At 47.1% G+C, this 19,540-nt stretch carries 23 protein-coding genes and 1 riboswitch; of the genes, 1 reads left to right on the plus strand and 22 read right to left on the minus strand.

Annotated features, from left to right (window positions below; genetic code table 11):
• Nucleotides 1–6: 6 nt before the first annotated feature.
• The 15 genes from MJB10_RS15315 to MJB10_RS15385 all read right to left on the minus strand — a co-directional run bounded on the left by MJB10_RS15315 (nucleotide 7) and on the right by MJB10_RS15385 (nucleotide 13,366).
• A complete protein-coding gene (locus MJB10_RS15315; protein WP_314795971.1) occupies nucleotides 7–648 on the minus strand; it encodes a site-2 protease family protein in 642 nt (213 codons plus the stop codon).
• A complete protein-coding gene (gene ribH / locus MJB10_RS15320; RefSeq protein WP_314795973.1) occupies nucleotides 648–1,118 on the minus strand; it encodes a 6,7-dimethyl-8-ribityllumazine synthase in 471 nt (156 codons plus the stop codon). Before ribH ends, MJB10_RS15315 begins: the two co-directional genes overlap by 1 nt.
• A gap of 54 nt (nucleotides 1,119–1,172) precedes the next feature.
• Nucleotides 1,173–2,402: a bifunctional 3,4-dihydroxy-2-butanone-4-phosphate synthase/GTP cyclohydrolase II gene (locus MJB10_RS15325; protein WP_314795975.1), complete on the minus strand. Its 1,230-nt coding sequence runs from the start codon at nucleotides 2,400–2,402 to the stop codon at nucleotides 1,173–1,175.
• Nucleotides 2,403–2,414: 12 nt separating this feature from the next.
• Nucleotides 2,415–3,086, minus strand: a complete 672-nt coding sequence (ribE, locus tag MJB10_RS15330) for a riboflavin synthase (RefSeq protein ID WP_314795977.1) — start codon at nucleotides 3,084–3,086, stop codon at nucleotides 2,415–2,417.
• 16 nt (nucleotides 3,087–3,102) lie between these two features.
• Nucleotides 3,103–4,212, minus strand: coding sequence for a bifunctional diaminohydroxyphosphoribosylaminopyrimidine deaminase/5-amino-6-(5-phosphoribosylamino)uracil reductase RibD (gene ribD / locus MJB10_RS15335; protein WP_314795978.1), 1,110 nt, complete (start codon nucleotides 4,210–4,212; stop codon nucleotides 3,103–3,105).
• A 233-nt stretch (nucleotides 4,213–4,445) separates the two neighbouring features.
• A riboswitch (FMN riboswitch) is annotated at nucleotides 4,446–4,618 on the minus strand.
• Between the two features lie 160 nt (nucleotides 4,619–4,778).
• The gene (locus MJB10_RS15340) at nucleotides 4,779–5,597 is read right to left on the minus strand and encodes an RnfABCDGE type electron transport complex subunit D (protein WP_314795980.1); all 819 of its coding nucleotides are present in this window, start codon (nucleotides 5,595–5,597) and stop codon (nucleotides 4,779–4,781) included.
• Nucleotides 5,590–6,486, minus strand: a complete 897-nt coding sequence (locus MJB10_RS15345) for an FAD:protein FMN transferase (protein WP_314795983.1) — start codon at nucleotides 6,484–6,486, stop codon at nucleotides 5,590–5,592. Before MJB10_RS15345 ends, MJB10_RS15340 begins: the two co-directional genes overlap by 8 nt.
• Nucleotides 6,487–6,494: 8 nt before the next feature.
• Nucleotides 6,495–7,088 carry an FMN-binding protein gene (locus MJB10_RS15350; RefSeq protein WP_314795984.1) on the minus strand — a complete coding sequence of 198 codons (594 nt, stop codon included), beginning with the start codon at nucleotides 7,086–7,088 and terminating at the stop codon, nucleotides 6,495–6,497.
• A gap of 333 nt (nucleotides 7,089–7,421) precedes the next feature.
• Nucleotides 7,422–7,853: a peptidylprolyl isomerase gene (locus MJB10_RS15355; RefSeq protein WP_314795986.1), complete on the minus strand. Its 432-nt coding sequence runs from the start codon at nucleotides 7,851–7,853 to the stop codon at nucleotides 7,422–7,424.
• 111 nt (nucleotides 7,854–7,964) lie between these two features.
• Nucleotides 7,965–9,296, minus strand: coding sequence for a diaminopimelate decarboxylase (gene lysA / locus MJB10_RS15360; protein ID WP_314805662.1), 1,332 nt, complete (start codon nucleotides 9,294–9,296; stop codon nucleotides 7,965–7,967).
• Between the two features lie 195 nt (nucleotides 9,297–9,491).
• Nucleotides 9,492–9,944: a hypothetical protein gene (locus MJB10_RS15365; protein WP_314795987.1), complete on the minus strand. Its 453-nt coding sequence runs from the start codon at nucleotides 9,942–9,944 to the stop codon at nucleotides 9,492–9,494.
• Nucleotides 9,920–10,291, minus strand: a complete 372-nt coding sequence (locus MJB10_RS15370; protein WP_314795989.1) for a hypothetical protein — start codon at nucleotides 10,289–10,291, stop codon at nucleotides 9,920–9,922. The genes MJB10_RS15365 and MJB10_RS15370 overlap by 25 nt, the downstream gene beginning before the upstream one ends.
• Nucleotides 10,292–10,654: 363 nt before the next feature.
• Nucleotides 10,655–12,295: a spore germination protein gene (locus tag MJB10_RS15375; protein ID WP_314795992.1), complete on the minus strand. Its 1,641-nt coding sequence runs from the start codon at nucleotides 12,293–12,295 to the stop codon at nucleotides 10,655–10,657.
• A 22-nt stretch (nucleotides 12,296–12,317) separates the two neighbouring features.
• Nucleotides 12,318–12,731, minus strand: coding sequence for a stage V sporulation protein AB (locus MJB10_RS15380; RefSeq protein ID WP_314805665.1), 414 nt, complete (start codon nucleotides 12,729–12,731; stop codon nucleotides 12,318–12,320).
• A 5-nt stretch (nucleotides 12,732–12,736) separates the two neighbouring features.
• Nucleotides 12,737–13,366, minus strand: a complete 630-nt coding sequence (locus tag MJB10_RS15385; protein WP_314795993.1) for a stage V sporulation protein AA — start codon at nucleotides 13,364–13,366, stop codon at nucleotides 12,737–12,739.
• A gap of 195 nt (nucleotides 13,367–13,561) precedes the next feature.
• Here MJB10_RS15385 and MJB10_RS15390 point away from each other — a divergent pair, with 195 nt between their 5' ends.
• A complete protein-coding gene (locus tag MJB10_RS15390; protein WP_314795994.1) occupies nucleotides 13,562–13,771 on the plus strand; it encodes a DUF378 domain-containing protein in 210 nt (69 codons plus the stop codon).
• 137 nt (nucleotides 13,772–13,908) lie between these two features.
• On the opposite strand, the gene sigF is transcribed toward MJB10_RS15390, so the two are convergent.
• The 7 genes from sigF to MJB10_RS15425 all read right to left on the minus strand — a co-directional run bounded on the left by sigF (nucleotide 13,909) and on the right by MJB10_RS15425 (nucleotide 19,393).
• Nucleotides 13,909–14,664 carry an RNA polymerase sporulation sigma factor SigF gene (sigF, locus tag MJB10_RS15395; RefSeq protein WP_028554229.1) on the minus strand — a complete coding sequence of 252 codons (756 nt, stop codon included), beginning with the start codon at nucleotides 14,662–14,664 and terminating at the stop codon, nucleotides 13,909–13,911.
• Between the two features lie 11 nt (nucleotides 14,665–14,675).
• Complete coding sequence (spoIIAB, locus tag MJB10_RS15400; protein WP_314795998.1) at nucleotides 14,676–15,122, minus strand: anti-sigma F factor; 447 nt, start codon at nucleotides 15,120–15,122, stop codon at nucleotides 14,676–14,678.
• Nucleotides 15,119–15,472, minus strand: a complete 354-nt coding sequence (gene spoIIAA, locus MJB10_RS15405; protein WP_314796000.1) for an anti-sigma F factor antagonist — start codon at nucleotides 15,470–15,472, stop codon at nucleotides 15,119–15,121. Before spoIIAA ends, spoIIAB begins: the two co-directional genes overlap by 4 nt.
• Before the next feature lie 177 nt (nucleotides 15,473–15,649).
• Complete coding sequence (locus MJB10_RS15410; protein ID WP_314796002.1) at nucleotides 15,650–16,825, minus strand: D-alanyl-D-alanine carboxypeptidase family protein; 1,176 nt, start codon at nucleotides 16,823–16,825, stop codon at nucleotides 15,650–15,652.
• A gap of 171 nt (nucleotides 16,826–16,996) precedes the next feature.
• Complete coding sequence (locus MJB10_RS15415; protein ID WP_314796005.1) at nucleotides 16,997–18,298, minus strand: pyrimidine-nucleoside phosphorylase; 1,302 nt, start codon at nucleotides 18,296–18,298, stop codon at nucleotides 16,997–16,999.
• A 72-nt stretch (nucleotides 18,299–18,370) separates the two neighbouring features.
• Nucleotides 18,371–18,754, minus strand: coding sequence for a cupredoxin domain-containing protein (locus MJB10_RS15420; protein ID WP_314796007.1), 384 nt, complete (start codon nucleotides 18,752–18,754; stop codon nucleotides 18,371–18,373).
• A gap of 186 nt (nucleotides 18,755–18,940) precedes the next feature.
• The gene (locus MJB10_RS15425) at nucleotides 18,941–19,393 is read right to left on the minus strand and encodes a flagellar protein (RefSeq protein WP_314796008.1); all 453 of its coding nucleotides are present in this window, start codon (nucleotides 19,391–19,393) and stop codon (nucleotides 18,941–18,943) included.
• Nucleotides 19,394–19,540 lie beyond the last annotated feature (147 nt).

A 19,540-nucleotide genomic window follows, 5' to 3' on the forward strand; every position in this document is an offset into this window, starting at 1 on the left:
CCCTTGTCATAGTGAGTAAAGATGCATAATGAATTGAACAGCGTAAGGATATAGATGACTGAGCAGCCATTGCCCTGCTGGAGTAACCAATAAAACGATTACAAGAATAAGTGTTTTTTTCTCTTGCCGATGCCACCAGCGTTGTTTGGCTGGGGATAGATATTCTCTTACAATAAACCACCCGTCTAATGGATAGAGAGGCAGTACATGAAGGAGACCCATCATTAAGTTAACGATAACACAATATTGCAAATAAACACGCCATTGCTCTGGTGCAATGGATTCTGCCGATGCACCGAGCAGGTCGGGCAAGTAGAAATTAAGCCACCAGAATATGAGAACGAGCACAAGGTTTGTGAGTGGACCCGCGGCATAAATCAACGTCAGTGACAGCTTGCGATACTTGGGAAAATGGTCGGGATTGACTGGTATTCGCTTCGACCAGCCATAGGGACCGAATACAATCATCGCCAGCCCCAAGGCATCTAAATGTGCCAAGGGGTTCAGCGAGAATCGTTTGTTGTTCCGGGCTGTCGGGTCTCCCAGCAACTGAGCAACGCCTGCTTGCACGAAATCATGCAGTGTCATTGCAATCAGAAACGCAAACAGCCTAGGCAACAACGTTTCCAGATGATAATAAGAAAGCATTAGGAAGAGAATTGTTTCGTCAAATTCGCCATTTCAATCGCAGTAACAGCCGCTTCCCAGCCTTTGTTGCCTGCTTTCGTTCCAGCGCGTTCTACCGCTTGCTCGATGGAATCTGTTGTTAATACACCGAAAATCGTCGGCACGCCAGTTTTCAAGTTGATCGCGGAAACACCTTTCGCCACTTCGCTGCACACATAGTCAAAATGAGGCGTTGACCCACGAATAACGGCACCCAAGGTAATCACAGCATCATATTTTCCGCTTTCTGCCATTTTCTGTGCAATCAGCGGAAGTTCGAATGCGCCTGGTACCCATGCGATATCGATTTCGTTCTCTTCGACTCCGTGACGTTTAAGCGCATCCTGCGCGCCGCCAAGCAATTTGGACGTAATAAATTCATTGAAACGACCAACGACGATCCCGTATTTTAAACCTTGCGAAATTAAATGTCCTTCATAAATCGTTGCCATGGTTGGAATCTCCTTTTCTCTGTACACGGATAGAATTCATTGATTGGTAAGTATTTATATGTCTTTACCTGAATCGATAAAAGTTAACATATGACCGAGTTTATCTTTCTTCGTTTGCAAATAGTTGCGATTATGCTTCTTGCTCGCCATCTGAATCGGTACACGCTCGCCAACTTCAATGCCATAGCCTTCAAGTCCTTTAATTTTACGCGGATTGTTCGTTAGTAGACGAAGTTTCGTAATGCCGAGATCTTTGAGAATCTGAGCGCCGATGCCGTAATCCCGAAGGTCTGGAGCAAATCCAAGCTTAATATTCGCTTCTACGGTGTCTAATCCCTGCTCTTGCAGCACGTAGGCTTTTAGTTTATTAATTAAACCGATGCCGCGGCCTTCCTGTCGCATATATAATAATACACCATTGCCCTCTTCATCAATCTGTTTTAATGCGGCTTCGAGCTGGGGACCGCAATCACACCGATGAGAATGGAAGACGTCGCCTGTTAAGCACTCCGAGTGGACACGAACTAACGTAGGTTTGCTGGAATCGATAGTGCCCTTCACTAAGGCAACGTGCTCTTTATCGTCCAACTGATTCGTATAGGCGATGGCTTTAAACGTTCCGAAGTCGGTAGGCAAGTCAACCTCCACTTCGCGCTTCACCAAATTTTCCTGACGATTCCGATACTGGATCAGGTCTTGGATTGTAATGATGCGAAGTTCATGCTTCGCAGCAATTTCCATCAGATCAGGCACACGCGCCATCGTGCCGTCTTCCTTAATCACTTCACAGATGACACCAGCGGGATAAGAGTCACACAAGATCGCAAGGTCGATCGCAGCTTCCGTATGACCCGCTCTGCGGAGAACTCCGCCTTTTTTAGCGATCAATGGGAAAATATGCCCTGGTCTGCGGAAATCATGCGGTTTCGTTGACGGATCGATCAAGCCTTGAACGGTACGGGCACGCTCAGGTGCCGAAATTCCTGTACTTGTCTCTACATGGTCCACAGATACCGTAAACGCTGTACCGTGATAGTCCGTATTGCGAGCAACCATCGGTGGTAAATCTAACTCTCTCGCACGCTCTTCCGTGATTGGCGCACACACAAGGCCGCGTCCTTCGCGAATCATGAAATTGATGACATCAGGTGTCGTTTTGTCTGCGAGCGCGATAAAGTCGCCTTCGTTCTCGCGATCTTCATCATCGACAACAATGATGACTTTGCCTAATTTCAAATCGGCTATTGCTTCTTCTATTGTATGGAATCGGATGTCTTCCGCCATAATCATCTCTCCTTACATGAAGCCATTCTCCGCCAGAAAGTCAGCGGTAAGTGTGCTTTTTTTAGAGGTCGTGCGTTCCGATGAAAAACCTGGACCAAATTTGAGTAGACGCTCCATATATTTGCCAAGCACATCGCATTCGATATTAACCGTGTCTCCCGCTTTCTTGTCATGTAGAACGGTTTGCGCAAGGGTATGCGGAATAATAGAAACCGACACATCCCCTTCGGTGACATTCACAACCGTGAGACTAATGCCATCAATCGTGATGGAACCGCCTGGAATAATGTATCGGAAAATGTGTGGATTTTCCGGCTCGAACCGGTAAACCACGGCATTCTCTTCCGGTGTGCGTGACAGGATCGTTGCCGTTGCATCTACATGTCCTTGCACGATGTGGCCGCCAAATCGACCATTCGCTGCCATGGCCCGCTCCAGGTTCACACGCGTGCCGCTTTGCAGCTTGCGAAGATTCGTCTTGCGATACGTCTCTGGCATCACATCTACGGAAAACGAATCGCTATCGAATGAAATAACGGTTAAACACACGCCATTCACGGCGATGCTGTCTCCGAGATGGACGTCTTCTAGTATTTTTTTGGCGCCGATGGTTAAGACCATCGCTTGCCCTGCACTATGAATGCGGCGCATGTGGCCGATTTCTTCTACAATGCCGGTGAACATGCCATTCCTCCATTCTCTAGCTCTTGTAACTCGGATAGCCGGTGATGCACACATCCGGTCCGAACTGCTCGACGCTCACCCGGTCGAGCGTAATGGCCTCATCCATCTTCGCGAAGCCGTCGAAGTGGATGTTCACAGGTGCTGCTGCGCCCCCGCCGATAATTTTCGGCGCAAACATCAGCACCAGCTTATCAATGAGGCGCCGCTCCAGCATGGCGCCGTTCAACCGACCTCCACCCTCGAGGAGGATGGAGCCGATCTCACGCTCGCCCAGCTGCTGCATGGCGAGCGTCAGATCCACCTGCGGGCCTTCGCCGCAGGTGAGCACTTCGATGCCGCGCGCTTCCAGCGCGGCACGCCGCTCTGCGGGCGCCTGGGCGCTCGCGAGCAGGATCGTCGGCTGACGATCCTGCTCCGTGAGCACGCGGGCGCCGAGCGGGACTCGCAGCTGCGAGTCCGCGATAATGCGTACCGGCTGCACAGCCGGTACGTCGCCTCGCGTGCTCAGCTGCGGGTCGTCGGCGATGACGGTGTCCACGCCGACGAGGATACCCTGGTGCCGATGGCGCAGGGTATGAACAAAAGCACGCGACGCAGGGGATGTAATCCACTTGCTGTCGCCTGTTTTGGAAGCGATGCGGCCGTCGAGCGTGCTCGCGGTCTTCATCGTCACGAACGGCATGCGCGAGACGATAAACTTGTTAAACGCTTCGTTCAACTTCATCGATTCGTCCCCAAGCACGCCTTCAATGACGTCCAACCCATGCGCACGAAGCTTAGCGATCCCCGTCCCTGCTACTAGCGGGTTCGGATCTGTCGCAGCAACGACGACGCGCTCAACGCCCGCTTCAATCAGACGATCGCTGCATGGCGGTGTTTTGCCGTAGTGACTGCAAGGCTCCAAAGTCACATAGGCTGTGCTTCCCTTGGCTTCCTCGCCAGCCATGTTCAACGCCAGCACTTCCGCGTGGCCTTGGCCCCGCTTCAAATGAGCGCCCATGCCAACGATGCGGCCGTCTTTCACGAGTACACAGCCCACAACGGGATTAATGCCCGTCTGACCAAGCGCACTCTCCGCCAACTGCAGGGCTAGCCGCATATAAGCTTCGTCGTTCAACAGCTGCATAGCTGTTCACCGCCTTCCTCGTTAGCACTTACATTCATGCAAAAAAGCCCCTTCCGCGTTCGGATGGGGGCCAGAGATTGTTGAGATCACACGAATAAGACTCAGCATGTATGCTTGTCGCATTTTTAATCAAATCAAACAAGACCGACCCGACTGCCTTTTTGAAGACAGACCTGCCGAATTTTTGTTCACGTTAAAAAATGTACAAGCATGCAAGCGAATGTGGCATTCGCATTTTCCTTCTCCCATCCAGACTATACTGTCGGTCCCGGAATTGCACCAGGTCAACCGTAGCGAAGCTGTTGTCAGGTACCGCTAGCTTCACAACGGGTCACGGACTGATCGAAGCCATGGTAGGGCTCGAATCACCGCCGGTGTGGAATTTCACCACGCCCCGAAGGTTTTGCACACTATAAAAAGAAGTAATAACTAAACCTTAGCTACTAATTTCTTTATTACACAAAAATTTATCACTCACGCATGAAAATTGCAAGGTCTTTTTTTCATTTTTTCAAAGAAAACTTGTCGGAATTGTCGGTTATGCCCAGAATGCCAACACGCGGATTCTACCCTTGAAGCGACCCCCTTCCTTTTACATTGTTTCCTATATTTGAATGCAGGCGCACTTTGCTTTTCAAATAGAAATATCCGTTCCCCACTAGTAATCCGATGAATAAATACATTAAACCCCCAAAGATAGCATAAATCATAGCGCCTACAAGTGCCGTTATCATCCCGAAAATAATTTGATCCTTCGTTTTCGCTGGCGAAGTCGGGGGGTCCGTCAACATAAAAAAGGCAAAGAACAACGCGGCCTGAATAAATGGCGCTCGCAGCGCATCAACGGCATCTCCGATATGGAAATAGCCGAAAATCAGCAAGCATCCCAGATAGATGGCCAAGTAGGAAAATACTTGTGGAAATTTATTCACACGATCAGTTATAACGTATCCTCCAATTCCTAGAAGGACGAGCAGCCAGCTTGATAGATCTGCAAAAGAACCCCACCAGCTTTGACCAGTATGAAAAATGATGACAGAGGCGAGCAATCCGAACGCGGCAGGGTTAAAAATAGGCTTTTTGTTGATAACGAGCCATTTCTTCGACAATATGGCGATCACCGAGGTCGCGGCGACAATCGTCCAGGATGTAGTTGAGCTTAAAATAAGTGCAATAAGAAGTCCCGTTATAATCGCCCCATCCGGCAGTTTACGTTTTCGTTTTTGAAATAAAACGAAGAGCAAATCCGTGGCAACAGCTGTAGCAACGGCTACGCCCGCATGTTCAATCCCTTTTATGTCCTGCAAAAAGAACGCGGCGCTGAAGAGACAAACCAACATGACAGAAACTAAATAGCCTTTTGGCGTTTTTACCCATTTACTCACGGAAATTACACTCTCCTACTGTTACTAGCTCGAGATTGGATGAGATAAAGATGGCTTTCAAATCTTCTTGGCTAATGAAATCCTTGGCGCTTTCTGTGCTTAAAAAAAATGAAGCTGTGGAAAACGCGTCAGCCATCATCGCGTAAGGAGCAATCACCGTGCAGCTGAACCACTCATTCGGCGATTGCCTAGTAATTGGATGGATCAGATGATGTACATCCGCAGAAGTTTCACTTGGCCGTTCATAGCTGCCGCTTGTGCAAACGGCTTCATCAGTGACGGAAAGTACGGCAATCATTTGGTCCTTTTCCACAGGGTGCTGAATGCCAATTTTCCATGGAGCACCTTGTTCATCTTTACCGCCGGCATATAAATCGCCGCCAGCATTAATGATAAAGCCTTCCATTTCCTTCAACTCATTTACCGCAATATCGATCGCAAAGCCTTTGGCCACAGCTCCCAAATCAATGATCATCGGTTTATTCAGGCACAGCGTTCGATCGGCATCGTTCAATGTAACATCGCGATAAGTGACGTCAAGATCATAAGGTCTCTCTATCCGATTTCTTGTTAAATAATGCATATTAAAGCCGTATTTCTCCATAAGTCCACCCACAGTAGGATCAAATACACCGTTCGTTAAGCTGGCAAGCTCCCAGGCAAAACGCAGCGGTTCGAATAAGAAAGGACTTACGCTTATAGATTGATTAATCTGAGCGCAAGCCAGCATTAGCTCGCTATTGGGATGAAATCGACTGCATGCTTCTTCTACTTTGCGAAAGGCATCAAAGGCTCGCTCTATTTTACGCTCGATATTTACGGCATTCGGACCAGGAACGACTTTTACTTCAATGGCAGTATCCATGAATAATTTCGTCTTTCGGATCATAGTCGGCCTCATTTCGCGTTCATTGCTAAAGATAGAGCAGCTTGAATCGCATCTTGAAAAGCACGTGTGCTATAGGTCGCTCCAGATACATTGTCTACCTCCGCACTTTGTCTTTGGACAACTTCTTTGGGTAGCCCGACCACATCACTTTCGGAGTAGTGCATAGCAAAATGACTGATCTCTACATCAATAATTTTATTGCTTTTAATCGTCACGGCTACTTGGATGCTTCCGCGTCGATTACTACCCGTTCCTTCAAACGTACCATCTTTATATGTACTTTTGGCTTGAGCCGTTTGCTTTGCTGTTGGCGTAGGAACGGCCGATGGCAGGGGCTGGCTGCTTGTGCTTGGCTGTAAAGCTTGTACCGAATGAGCTGGCGTAGTCTTTGGCAATTGCGCAGTTTTTTCTACTGGTGTCGTTAATGGAGCCTGCGTCGAAGCATCGGGTTCCGTATGTAAAATTTGTGCCTTTTGCTGCAAGGGCACAGACTGAGCCAACAAGGCATTAGCCTCTGGCTCTGTGATGTAATAGCCAGCCGCATAAATGGCACCTATCGCTGTCGTACAAAGTGCTATCCACTTTTTATCCATCTTTGCCATTATAAACCCTCCAATTGGGTGTACATGCCTAGAAACAATTTGAGATTAATATCTTAAGTATAAACTAAAATAATTAAAATTAGATGAATGCGAAGATGAAGTTTGCGATGGAGCCATAGTAAAAAGAACCGACATCGCATTAGACTGAAATTGGTCAGTCAATATCAATGGCGGTTCTTGTATTTGACGTTTAAGGAAGAGTCATTTGTCCCCTCTGAGCTTGGTGGCACCATCGGACAAATGGCTCTCTACGAATGCCCAAGGTTTGTTCGACTCGCGCATTCATCGAAAAACTGCCCAGACCTAAGTATAAGCAGTTCCTATGTACACTAATTATACTTCTACAACTTCTACTTTCTCCATCTTGTCTCTGCCTTTGAAAGCATCAACAAACTCCATACCTTTCGTAACTTTACCGAAAACCGTGTGTCCGCCATCCAAATGCGGTTGCGGTTGGTAAGCGATATAGAACTGGCTGCCACCTGTGTTACGGCCAGCATGCGCCATCGCCAATGAGCCGCGCTCATGTTTATTCGGGTTGATTTCACAGTTGATTTGGTAGCCAGGGCCGCCAGTTCCTGTACCTGTTGGGCAACCACCTTGCGCTACGAAACCTGGGATAACACGGTGAAAGACAAGGCCGTTGTAGAAACCAGAGTTTGCTAGTTTTTCAAAGTTTGCAACCGTGTTGGGCGCATCTTTCTCGAATAGATCGATTAGTACTTCCTCGCCGCCTGCTAGTGTAATTTTTGCTTGTTTGGCCATTGTGGTCCACTCCTTTAGGAAATAATACCTTATTCTACTATAGATTGGCGCCAAAACACAAACGGCAGGGAAATCCCTGTGTTTCAGGGCTCCCTGCCGCTTCACCATGTATTAGACTGTTTTGCTAACGTGCTTCATTCTAGCGGGAATCACATCATTGCCCACGATCTGCTCAAAGGATTCACGTTTCACAACAAGATCGCTTTGCCCATCCTTCACGAACACAACGCCTGGTCGGCGAATTCGGTTATAGTTACTGGCCATGGAGTAATTGTATGCACCTGTGCTCGATACCGCCAATAGATCGCCTGCCGCGACCTTCGGCAAATTTACATCCCAGATCAGCATGTCGCCGCTCTCACAGCATTTGCCTGCAATGGACACGATCTCCACGGGCTGCTCTGTTGCACGGTTGGCAAGACCTGCTTCATAAACAGCTTCGTAAAGAGCAGGACGCGGATTGTCCGTCATACCACCATCGACCGCCACGTATTTACGCACACCAGGAATGTCTTTCGTTGTTCCTACCGTATACAAGGTCGTGCCAGCATCACCAACGATGCTGCGGCCTGGCTCTACCCAAATTTCTGGCACCGGATAGCCATTGCTTCCGAAGTTAGAGGTGATTGCCTCCGTAATCGCCTTCACATACACAGCGACTGGAAGAGGTGTATCTTCACTTACGTAACGAATGCCAAAGCCGCCGCCTAAGTTAATGACGGAGAACGTCACTTGCAATTGATTGCGAACGGCGATCGCAAATTCAGCCATTTTCTCAGCTGCGATGCGGAAACCTTCCACTTCGAAAATCTGCGAACCGATATGTGAGTGAATACCTAATAGCTCCAGGTTTGAAAGCTGAGAAGCTTCCTCAATCGCACGATAAGCCGATCCATTACCCAAATCGAAACCGAATTTGGAATCCGTTTGGCCTGTTGAAATATATTCATGCGTATGTGCCTCAACACCAGGTGTAATGCGCAGCAAAATTTTCACTTTTTGACGCTTCTCAGCCGCGATCGCATTCAACATGTGAAGCTCAACGAAGTTATCAACGACGAAGCAGCCAATTTTGGCGTCAATCGCCATTTCCATCTCTGAAATCGTCTTGTTGTTTCCATGGAAGTGAATACGTTCCGCAGGGAATCCCGCTTGCAGTGCGGTATATAACTCACCGTCGGAAACAACGTCAAGCGACATTCCTTCCTCTTCCACAATGCGACACATCGCCATCACGCAAAACGCTTTACTCGCATACGCTACTTGAAACTTCAAGCCAGACGCTTGAAAAGCTTCGACAAACTCACGACAACGCTGACGGACGAGCGCTTCGTCAAATACATATAAAGGGGTACCATATTCGGCAGCCAATTTCGTTGTATCGACGCCGCCAATTTCGAGGTGGCCTAGGTCATTTATTTTACTAGTTCCGTGTAAGTACATAGCTGAATGTTCCCCTCTCATCTCGAACCATCCTTTATCCAAAATCACTAAAGAGGCCCGCACACATTACTAATAAAAGTATCATAGTGCACGCATAATTGACAATACATACGCCCATATGATGTGAGAAAAACCGTCAGGAAAGAAGCTCCTGACGGTTCTTTCAGGTATGATTCTGGGCGAGAGGGGAAAGTGTTATGCCTTCTTAATGTGCGATACTTCAGAAAGACTGCATAAGGCAACCGCATACACAGCATCTTTTTTAGACAGCACAACGATGCCATCGTAGAGTCCAATAATAGCCGCATGCTCAATATCGTGCAGCTGTTCAGCCAACGTATTGAAATTGATCTTCGCCTTATCAACCAACGGTTCCAGCAATTTTATCCAGCCTGAGGTTTCACAGCACTCCGATTCGTGATGATCGGCATATTCTTTCAAGCAGTCTCTGTCAAAATCTTCCTCTTCCATCTCTAAACCTACGATAAGATGAGTAGGCACATAGCGTTCTTCTCCATTGTTTGCAAACTTTAAGAGATGGTCTTCGACAGAAATAATTTTCGCATTCGAATATTTCCCATCTTCATAGTCTAACGTGTACAAATCTTTCAATTTACGGCCTTTCAAGTGATGAAGGAGTTGTTCCATAGCTTCTCCACAGCAACATTCACTCCGTGACCTATGTGACCCATGATGTCCCTTAGGACCTCTGTGCCCTCGATCTCCTTTATGACCTTTATGTCCATCCGATCCCTCAGGTCCCTCTGGCCCCTCAGGTCCTTCATGACCTTCATGACCTTCAGGCCCATGCCCTCCTTTGGGTCCCATCGGCCCCATTGGCCCTGCTGGACCCCTCGGTCCTTTAGGGCCTCGTTTACAGCAGCGATGTTTTTTGCAAGGATGACACTTTCTACGTTTATGACATTTTCTCTTCTTATGCTTTTTACATTTACAAGGCTTATATTTTCTACAATGGATACAGAGCTCATGTTCATTTAAAGCGCTTTTTTCGGGTTCAGTGGCATCAAGCTCTTTCGTCACTGTAACAACACGGTGAACAGCAACGATCTTTGCTGCCCGAAACACATTGTTGCGAGAAGTGATAGGATGGAAAAATACGCGTGATCGTTTTATCATGATAAACCCCTCCTTCCAGATCAGTTAGATATTACCGTTTGGAATTCGTTTACCTAGTGGATGTTTGCACTATCATTGTATGTACCTATAAAATAGCCAGTTCTAGGGAAATCGCACATTTTGAGACAAGGAGAGCCAAACTAGCGCCTAAGATTACTAATCTGATTCCTATAAAAAGAAAAAACCACAATACGAAGTTAATTCGCATTGTGGTTATATAACTATGATTTGGGTTGTCGGGTACCGTCGATTGGTTTCGTAATACTTAACCTCGTTTTACTCGCCAATACTGGGCGCCGCAGCAGGATAGAGAAGAAGCTCTTCGCATTGAAGGGAATGAACGGCCACATGTAGGGGGCATTGTAGGATTTTTTCATCGTCAGCAAAATTAACCATAGGGTTGAGCCTATTATGAATCCAGGCGGACCGAAAATCGACACAACGACCAGCAAGCCTAGCCTGATGATGCGATTAGCCAAACCTAATTCATAACTTGGCGTAGCAAACATCCCGATAGACGCGAGCGCCAGGTACAGGATAACCTCGTTGATGAAGAGCCCTGTCTTCACGGCGATGTCGCCAACGAGAATCGCAGCAACCAAGCCCATCGCAGTAGCAAGCGGCGTTGGTGTATGCACCGCTGCCATTCGCATGAGATCAATCCCGACGTCTGCAATCAAAAATTGAATCAGGAGTGGGAGACTGCCTTCCTTCTGCGGACCAAGGAATTCTAACCCAATTGGCTTCATAGAAGGATTCATCACAATGAGATACCACAGCGGAAGCAGGAAGATCGACATCATGATGCCTGCAAAACGAACCCACCTCAAATACGTGCCGATAAAGGGGGTATTTCGGTACTCTTCCGCATGCTGAACATGATGGAAGAACGTTGTTGGCAAGATCATCACACTGGGTGATGTGTCCACGAATACACAGACATGTCCTTCCAGTAAATGTGCGGAGACAACATCCGGCCTCTCCGAATAGCGAACCATCGGGTACGGATTCCAGCCTTTATTCACGATGATTTCTTCTAATTGCTTTTCACCCAATGGCAGACCGTCTATGTTGACTTCCTTTAATTTATCTTGAATGTTCTGCACAAGGCTGGCATCGGCAATATCATTAATGTACGCTAAGCACACATCGGTTTTCGTACGTTTCCCGATCTGTGAGATTTCCAGCTTCAGACGCTCATCCCGAATTCGTCTGCGAACAAGAGTCACGTTCACGAGCAATGTTTCGACGAAACCGTCTCGTGAACCGCGGACAACCCGCTCCAAATCCGGTTCACCGATGGACCGAACCGGAAAGCTTTTCGCATCGACCGTAATGGCTACGGTTTCCCCCTCGATAAAGAAGGCCGTCCCACCCATGAGCACCTGTCCAACGACTTCAGACATTTTTTTATAGTGTTTAACCTGAATGTGTGGAATAAGCTTCTCAATAAACGCTTCTAACGTATGATGGGCAACGGCTTCTTTCTCAGCGTAGGACAGCCGCGTAATTATGTCAGTAAGAACAGTATCCTTGGCAAATCCATTGCAATAGAAGATCCCGACCCGTTTATGACCGAAAACCATTTCTCGAAGTACGATATCAAAGCTGCGGTTTAGCCCTACTCGTTCTTCTAGCACGCGCTGCACTTCACGCAGACTTTTGGGAATATCTTCTTGAATTTTCAAAGCTTTCTCACGCGGTGTCATATTCGTTATCGGATTATAAGGCGACAAGTTTCCATCAGCATCTACAGCTATCTTCTCTAGCTTTTCTTCTTGTTGACTAGGATTCTCATCGTCATCAGTCCCTTGCGCCGTTCTATCTTCGTCCTGCGATCCGTTTCGTACGATAAATTTCATGGTTGGCCTCCTTCTTTCACCTTTAATAAAACAACCACTCAAACAAAGAACCAAATACTTTGCCGAAGATCATCGCCATCAGAAACACAATCAAGTAGGAGTCCATCCCAACCCGTTTGGCCAAAATCGGAAGCACATTCACAATTTCGGTCAATGCGGCTGCGAGCAAGCCAACAAAACAACCTGCAAATAGACCGACGATGGCTGCTCCTAATGGAAAAACGTGCATATGAACATCACTGAAATCTACCCAAGTAAACACGAGTGACCCAAGAACTACGGCTGCCTCGTACGCATGAATTCTGGAAAACGTCCGTGTGATCTGAGCAAGTCTAGGGATAATATCCAGCACCACGAGAAAGGCAACCATTCCGCTTCCAACCGTAATACCCGCAGCTAGTCCAATGAATGCAGACAGGAACGATTCCCCAAGCATCGTAATCACTTTGCGTCCCCTTCTTCATGAATTTTTGAGTACTCTTCGGTAATCACGTAATGATTGATATTCTCCTGGTACATAAACATCTCAACCTCAAGGGGACTGGGCTCTTCATTGAATTTCTTTTTGAACAAATGATTAAAAAATAATACCATACCTGCTCCAATACCGATCGAATAAGGGATCTGCAATATAAGCGGATGGTCCACCTTTTTTCCCGTCAACAGCTCATATAGACGTTGATGTACAGCGATCATCGAGACGTCAGCATGGAAATTCATAATTGCAAGACCTGAGCCGATGAACAGCAAGAGCCAGACAACCCCGATCACGAAGGGATTCGCTGGGCGATTATCTGTGTAGATTTCTAGCAGCACATGCGGCTCACCGTAATGTTCAATTTGCAGCTCTGGAAACAAGCCTTTCACCTTGCGAATGATATGCAGCATATCGATAAGAACGCGATTCCCGTCTTCCTGCTGGGGTTGATGCATGACCATTTCGTTCAGTGCTCTTTCGTATTTCGGTTCCACCACGAGCTGAGCGATATGACACAGCCTGACGATTTGTCCTTTACGTACACGTGCTTTGCGACGAAGTCGAATGTACAAGTAATTGTTTGCGGGCTGCATCAAGGTTTACCCCTTTCAGAGCTTTACAATGTCAGACTTTGCGTGATCTATCCATGTATAGGAGTAGTATGCAAAATGTTTCCTTCACCTAATCGGAATGAACAATGGTAAATTCTCCATGAATAATCTCTTGAAAGGGTTGGCATGTTAAGTAGTGAATACCGCAAACAATTTCCATAAAAAGAAGGTGATAACATGACAAAATTCGCGCTAACACTCGTCATTATTGGTGCGCTGAATTGGCTTCTAGTTGGGCTTTTCGAATGGGATTTGGTTTCTGCATTGCTGGGAGGCGATTCACATCGTGAATCATCCGTATTAAGTCGCATTGTTTATACGATTGTAGGCTTATGCGGGCTCGTTTGCACGAGATTCTATTCTGTCGATCGACATTCCGTTCGATAACTCCTCGCTCGCCCCATGCTCAAAGCTAAAGCCGCTTATCGCCCTTGTTGTGCGCACGCACATCATTCGGGAATTAGCGGCTCTATGTGATATAAAGTAGAAAACCGTCCCCCCGAAGAGAGAACGGTTCTGACTTACTATTGGGCGATTTGATCCTTGATCGATTGCAATATTTTCTTCTCCAGTCGAGACACTTGCACTTGGGAAATACCCAACCTGCTCGCAACCTCCGACTGCGTTTGATCCCGGAAGTAACGCAGATACACAATGAGTCGTTCTCGCTCGGAGAGCGTCCCAATGGCCTCATTCAGCGCCAGCTTCTCGAACCATTTTTCCCCTGACTCGTCAGAAATTTGGTCCATTAACGTGATGGGATCGCCATCGTTTTCAAACACCGTCTCATGAATCGAAGAAAGCGGTTTATTCGCTTCTTGCGCGAACACAACCTCCTCCGGCGTTATCATGAGCTCCTCAGCAACCTCTTTGATCGTGGGGAGCCGCCCCAAACGCTTCGAAAGTTCATCCTTCGTCTTGCGAATCTTATTCGCCAGCTCCTTGAGGGAACGACTCACCTTCAGTGTGCCGTCATCCCGCAGGAACCGTTGAATCTCACCGATAATCATCGGCACCGCATACGTTGAGAATTTCACATCATACGAGAGATCGAATTTGTCCACGGACTTTAACAGCCCGATACAACCGATCTGGAACAAATCTTCGGCTTCGTAACCTCGGTTCAAAAACCTCTGAACCACAGACCAGACCAATCGGATATTGCAGCTGACAAGTGTTTCTCTAGCGAGTCCATCTCCGGATTGGCTGAGGGCGATTAACCGTTTGACTTCCGAATCGTCTAAATAACTATGAGAAGCATGCTTCAGATCAACATCCATAGATCCTACCCCTAATTGTATAAAGCTTTTTTAGATTCAATTCGCTTCAACATGTTTATTTTGGTTCCGATCCCAACAGCCGTAATAACTTCAACTTCGTCCATGAAATTTTCCATAATCGTGAAGCCCATGCCTGAGCGCTCAAGCTCTGGTTTGGATGTATAGAGAGGCTCTTTCGCTTGCTCTAAATCAGCAATTCCTTCGCCTTTATCCTCAATCGTTAAACGAATGGTGTCATCTTCAATTTCTGCAGAAATGGTAATGACCCCATCCTTGTCATTGTTGTAACCGTGAATGATCGAGTTCGTTACGGCCTCAGACACGACCGTTTTGATATCGGTTAACTCATCGATGGTTGGATCCAGTTGCGAGACGAATGCAGCTACCGCCACACGGGCAAATCCTTCATTCTCAGAACGGCTGGCGAATTGCAGCGTCATGAAGTTACGCTCACTCATAATGCAACCTCCAAACTGGACATTGCATTCCGTTCATTCTCTTGGATAGACACGATTTTGAACAAACCTGAAAGTTCGAACAATCGATACACAGCTGGCGAAACATCGCATACGACCATTTTGCCGCCTTTACTCGTGATCTGCTTATACCGTCCAAGAATGACACCAAGACCTGAGCTATCCATGAAGGAAAGATCTTTCAAACTCAGAATGACATGATGCGTTTGCTCCTTTGCAATCGCTTCCTCCATCCTAGCTTTCACACTATCTGCAGCATGATGGTCCAGTTCGCCTTTCAATCTAACAATGAGTGCTCTTCTGCCCTGTTCGAATTCGATTTGCAGTCCCACAATTGTTCACTCCCTTTCAGTAGAGAGATCCCGAGCTGGTAAGACCTGCTCAAAGATCTCTATCTTAAGTCATGAACAGTAGTTTCTACAATCCAATTGGTAAATCCTGCCCCCCGACAAAACTAGAAGAAAACCGCTAAAAGGTTATGAAATGCGCGTTTATTCGCAGATCTGCACTTAATTCGTGGTGAAAAGTTGAGACGTTGTCCGTTTAAACAGCTTCCACCAGGATGCTTTATCCACTGCGACCGGAGAGGCTAGCGGGTACTCCGAGACAACGTTTGCACCGTTGTACACCACAATTTTGCCAATGGGCTGACCTTCGCGAACTGGCGCTTTTACGCTTGGATCCAGCTGCAATTCATGTCGGATTTGAGCCGTATCGGTTCCTTTTTTCATTAAAATGCTATAATTCTGCTTCGCAACAAGAGGCACGGAGGACACTTGCCCTTTATTAACCCTGAACTCGCCAAGGCTGTCTCCTGTTTTGAACAACGGATAATTCATATATTGGGCAAAAGCAAAATCAAACAGCTTCGACACTTCGGCATTCCGTGTTTTCGTATTCGGTTCACCCAACACGACAGCTACGACTCGCAAATTATCTCGTTTCGCTGTTGCCGATAAACAGAATTTGGCTTCGCTTGTGTATCCTGTTTTTAATCCATCTGCACCGCTATAGAAACGAACGAGCTTGTTCGTATTCACGAGCCAGAATGGTTTCGGAGAATCTTTGCGCAAATAATCTTGATAGGCGCCTGTAAAATTCGTGATTCCCTCGTGCTTCAGCAGCTCGCGCGACATAATGGCGATATCATTCGCCGTCGTATAGTGATTCGCAACCGGCAACCCATTGCAATTGGAGAAATGGGTATTCTTCATGCCAAGCTGGCCTGCGCGTTCGTTCATCATCGCTACAAAATTTTCTTCCGAGCCTGCAATTTTCTCAGCCATTGCAACCGATGCATCGTTACCTGATGCCATGGCGATGCCTTTGAGCATTTCTTGAACCGTCATCTGCTCGCCTGGTTCTAAGAAGATCTGCGAGCCTCCCATGGATGCAGCATATTCGCTTACGCTAACTTTCTCATCCATTTTGAGCGTACCTTTGTCGATCGCTTCCATGATCAGCAGCATCGTCATAATTTTTGTAATGCTCGCTGGCGGAAGCTTTGCATCCTTATTCTTCTCCGCAATGATCGTGCCTGTGTCGGCATCCATCAAGACCGCGGACTGCGCGTTCGGTGTTAAATCTACGGGTTGCACTTTCGTTTCCGCCGCATAGAGAGACGGTAAGAACAGCATCACACTTAGTTGTAAACAAATGAAACTGATTAGCCCTTTTTTTCGCATAGCAATGGTACCCCTCCTGTGATGTACGAAGTGAAAGTTTGGCATTTTGCAGCATGAATGACTGCTACTCAGTGTTGACGAATTCCCAGTAAATTATTCCCTGTACGTGAAAATGAGAAAAAAAAAGCACTCCCCTTGAAATAAAGGAAAGTGCTCTTATTGGAATTTGAATTATTCAATGACATCATAAATGAGCTGCTTGGGTGCAGGCTGCGATGGCACAATCTTATATGCGTCCAAGATCATCGCTTGAGCTTCACTTACATCCGTCCGATTCGCATGAATGGTACAAATCGACTCACCCGCTTGCACGGGATCGCCAATTTTCTTATTTAACGTCAATCCGACCGCGTAATCGATCTGATCTTCTTTCTTCGCCCGTCCTGCACCGAGCACCATCGCGGCGATGCCGATCTGCTCCGCGTGAATCTCACCTACGAAGCCTGTTTGCCCCGCAATAACTTCATAATGAAACTGAGCTGTCGGCAGCAGCTCAGGCTGATCAACGACGCGTGCGTCCCCGCCCTGGCTGGCAATGAAACGTCTCAACGTTTCCAGAGCCTGCCCCTGCGCGATGATGCCCTTTACCGCATCATGTGCCTCATCGAACGTCGCAAAAGCCTTCCCAAGCACAGCCATGTAAGCCGCTACGGAAATGGCTACCTCTGTTAGCTCCTTGTCTCCCGTGCCGCGCAGCACTTCAATGGATTCTCGAATCTCGTTGGCGTTGCCAATTTCGCGCCCCAGCGGTTGATCCATATCCGTAATCATCGCGATCGTTTTGCGATTCAACCGTGTGCCAATGTCGACCATCGTGCGCGCCAACACCCTGGCATCCTCCACCGTCTTCATGAAAGCGCCGGAGCCTATTTTCACATCCAGCACGATCGCTTCAGCGCCGGATGCAATTTTCTTACTCATGATCGAGCTGGCGATCAATGGGATGGAATCCACAGTCGCTGTCACATCGCGCAGCGCATATATTTTTTTATCGGCAGGCGCCAAATTGCCGCTTTGTCCGACGATCGCGATTTTGATTGTGTTTACCGCTTCGATGAACGCTTCTTTGGAGAGCTCTATCTGGAAGCCTGGAATCGATTCTAGCTTATCCAACGTACCGCCAGTATGACCAAGGCCTCTGCCTGACATTTTGGCAACAGGAATGCCCAATGAAGCTACAACAGGCGCAACAATAAGACTTACTTTGTCACCAACACCACCCGTTGAATGCTTATCGACCTTCACCCCAGCAATCGCTGATAAATCGATCATCTCCCCAGATCCAGCCATAGCTAAAGTAAGGAATGAAGTCTCTTCATCCGTCATGCCATTGAGGAAGGTTGCCATCAGGAAAGCGGACATTTGGTAATCGGGCACATGGCCTGCAGTGTATTCCCCAATTATAAATGTAATTTCTTCTTCGGTTAGTGCTTCACCAACGCGCTTCTTATGAATCAAATCGACCATTCTCATGAGAATTCCTCCTTTAAATTAAAATGGAAAAAAGGGAGCTTTAAGAGCCCCCTCTCTTTACTTGCTTTATTCCTATTCAACAACTAGCTTAGCTTTCATTTTAGCATGTCCTTCGCCGCAAGGAAGAACACAATCAATTTCATATGTACCTGGCTTGTCGAAGGTCACTTCTTTGGTAGGGTTATCTTTATCAAGTTTAACACCTAGACCAACGATTTCAATGGCATGAACGCCTTCTTTCAAAGATAAGGAGACTTTCGTAGGTTGTCCACTTTTCACTTTGTAATCCGTTGCATCAAACTGCCAGTTCGATGCTGCAACTTTTAATTGCGGTAATTTGCTAGCAGCAGCCTCTGCTTCCTGTGCCTCTTGGCGATCAGAAATATCTTGAAAGAGGACTCCTAGCCCCAATGCGCCCGCAAGTATAAATAGTACAAAGAAAATCCACTTTTGCATGCATATCCCCCTCATCGTGTGTTCACTTCATCTATTCTACCTAACAACGGAGAATAATCCCATAGCTAGTAGGTGGCAAAATCTTGACTATTTCGTGACGGAATTGTGAACTAAGCTCCATCTTACTATTCCCAATCACCTTCAAAATACACACGTTTCCATCAATCTCCGAATGGAAAACCGTGATTACGAATGCTTCCAGCGATCTCCGATTTGGAAGCCACGAGATTTTCCCTGCGGTTCCATAGCAGGCTGATTCGTAGATTGTTTCACAGCTGAAGCTGGTACCTGCTCGTTCAATCTCTTGATTTCACGTGTGAGCCGCATGGCGCAACTGGTACAACATTTATTCTCACGAATCGGCGCTGAGCATGAAGCGCAAGGATAGCTCAAATTCGGGTAATCTCGCAGCATGATCTTGCCTTCTTTAATCCATACTTGCAATTGAAGCTCGGATACACCTGTCGAGGCGCTTACCTGCTCAAGGGATGCTCGATAATTTCTACGCAGGAAATCCAGCGTAGCAGAAAGTAATTGATGGATGTTCGTACTGCAGCCCATACACTGATTCCGCACATTTTTTTGAAACACTTTGCCGCACGTTGGGCAATTCGCTACCATTAGTTGAGGGGCTGGCATCTCCATCACATCCTTGTTCTGGATTCGGCAACCGCAACCGGCGGGGCCGTATATAGTTCTAATTAACTATATAGTACCATGACCACCCCGAAAAAAGATAGGTCTTTCGACGCTGAAAAGCATTAAGAATTGACTAATTTCACTACC

The sequence above is a fragment of the Paenibacillus sp. MBLB1832 genome (assembly GCF_032271945.1).
GTDB classification, from domain to species: domain Bacteria; phylum Bacillota; class Bacilli; order Paenibacillales; family NBRC-103111; genus Paenibacillus_E; species Paenibacillus_E roseopurpureus.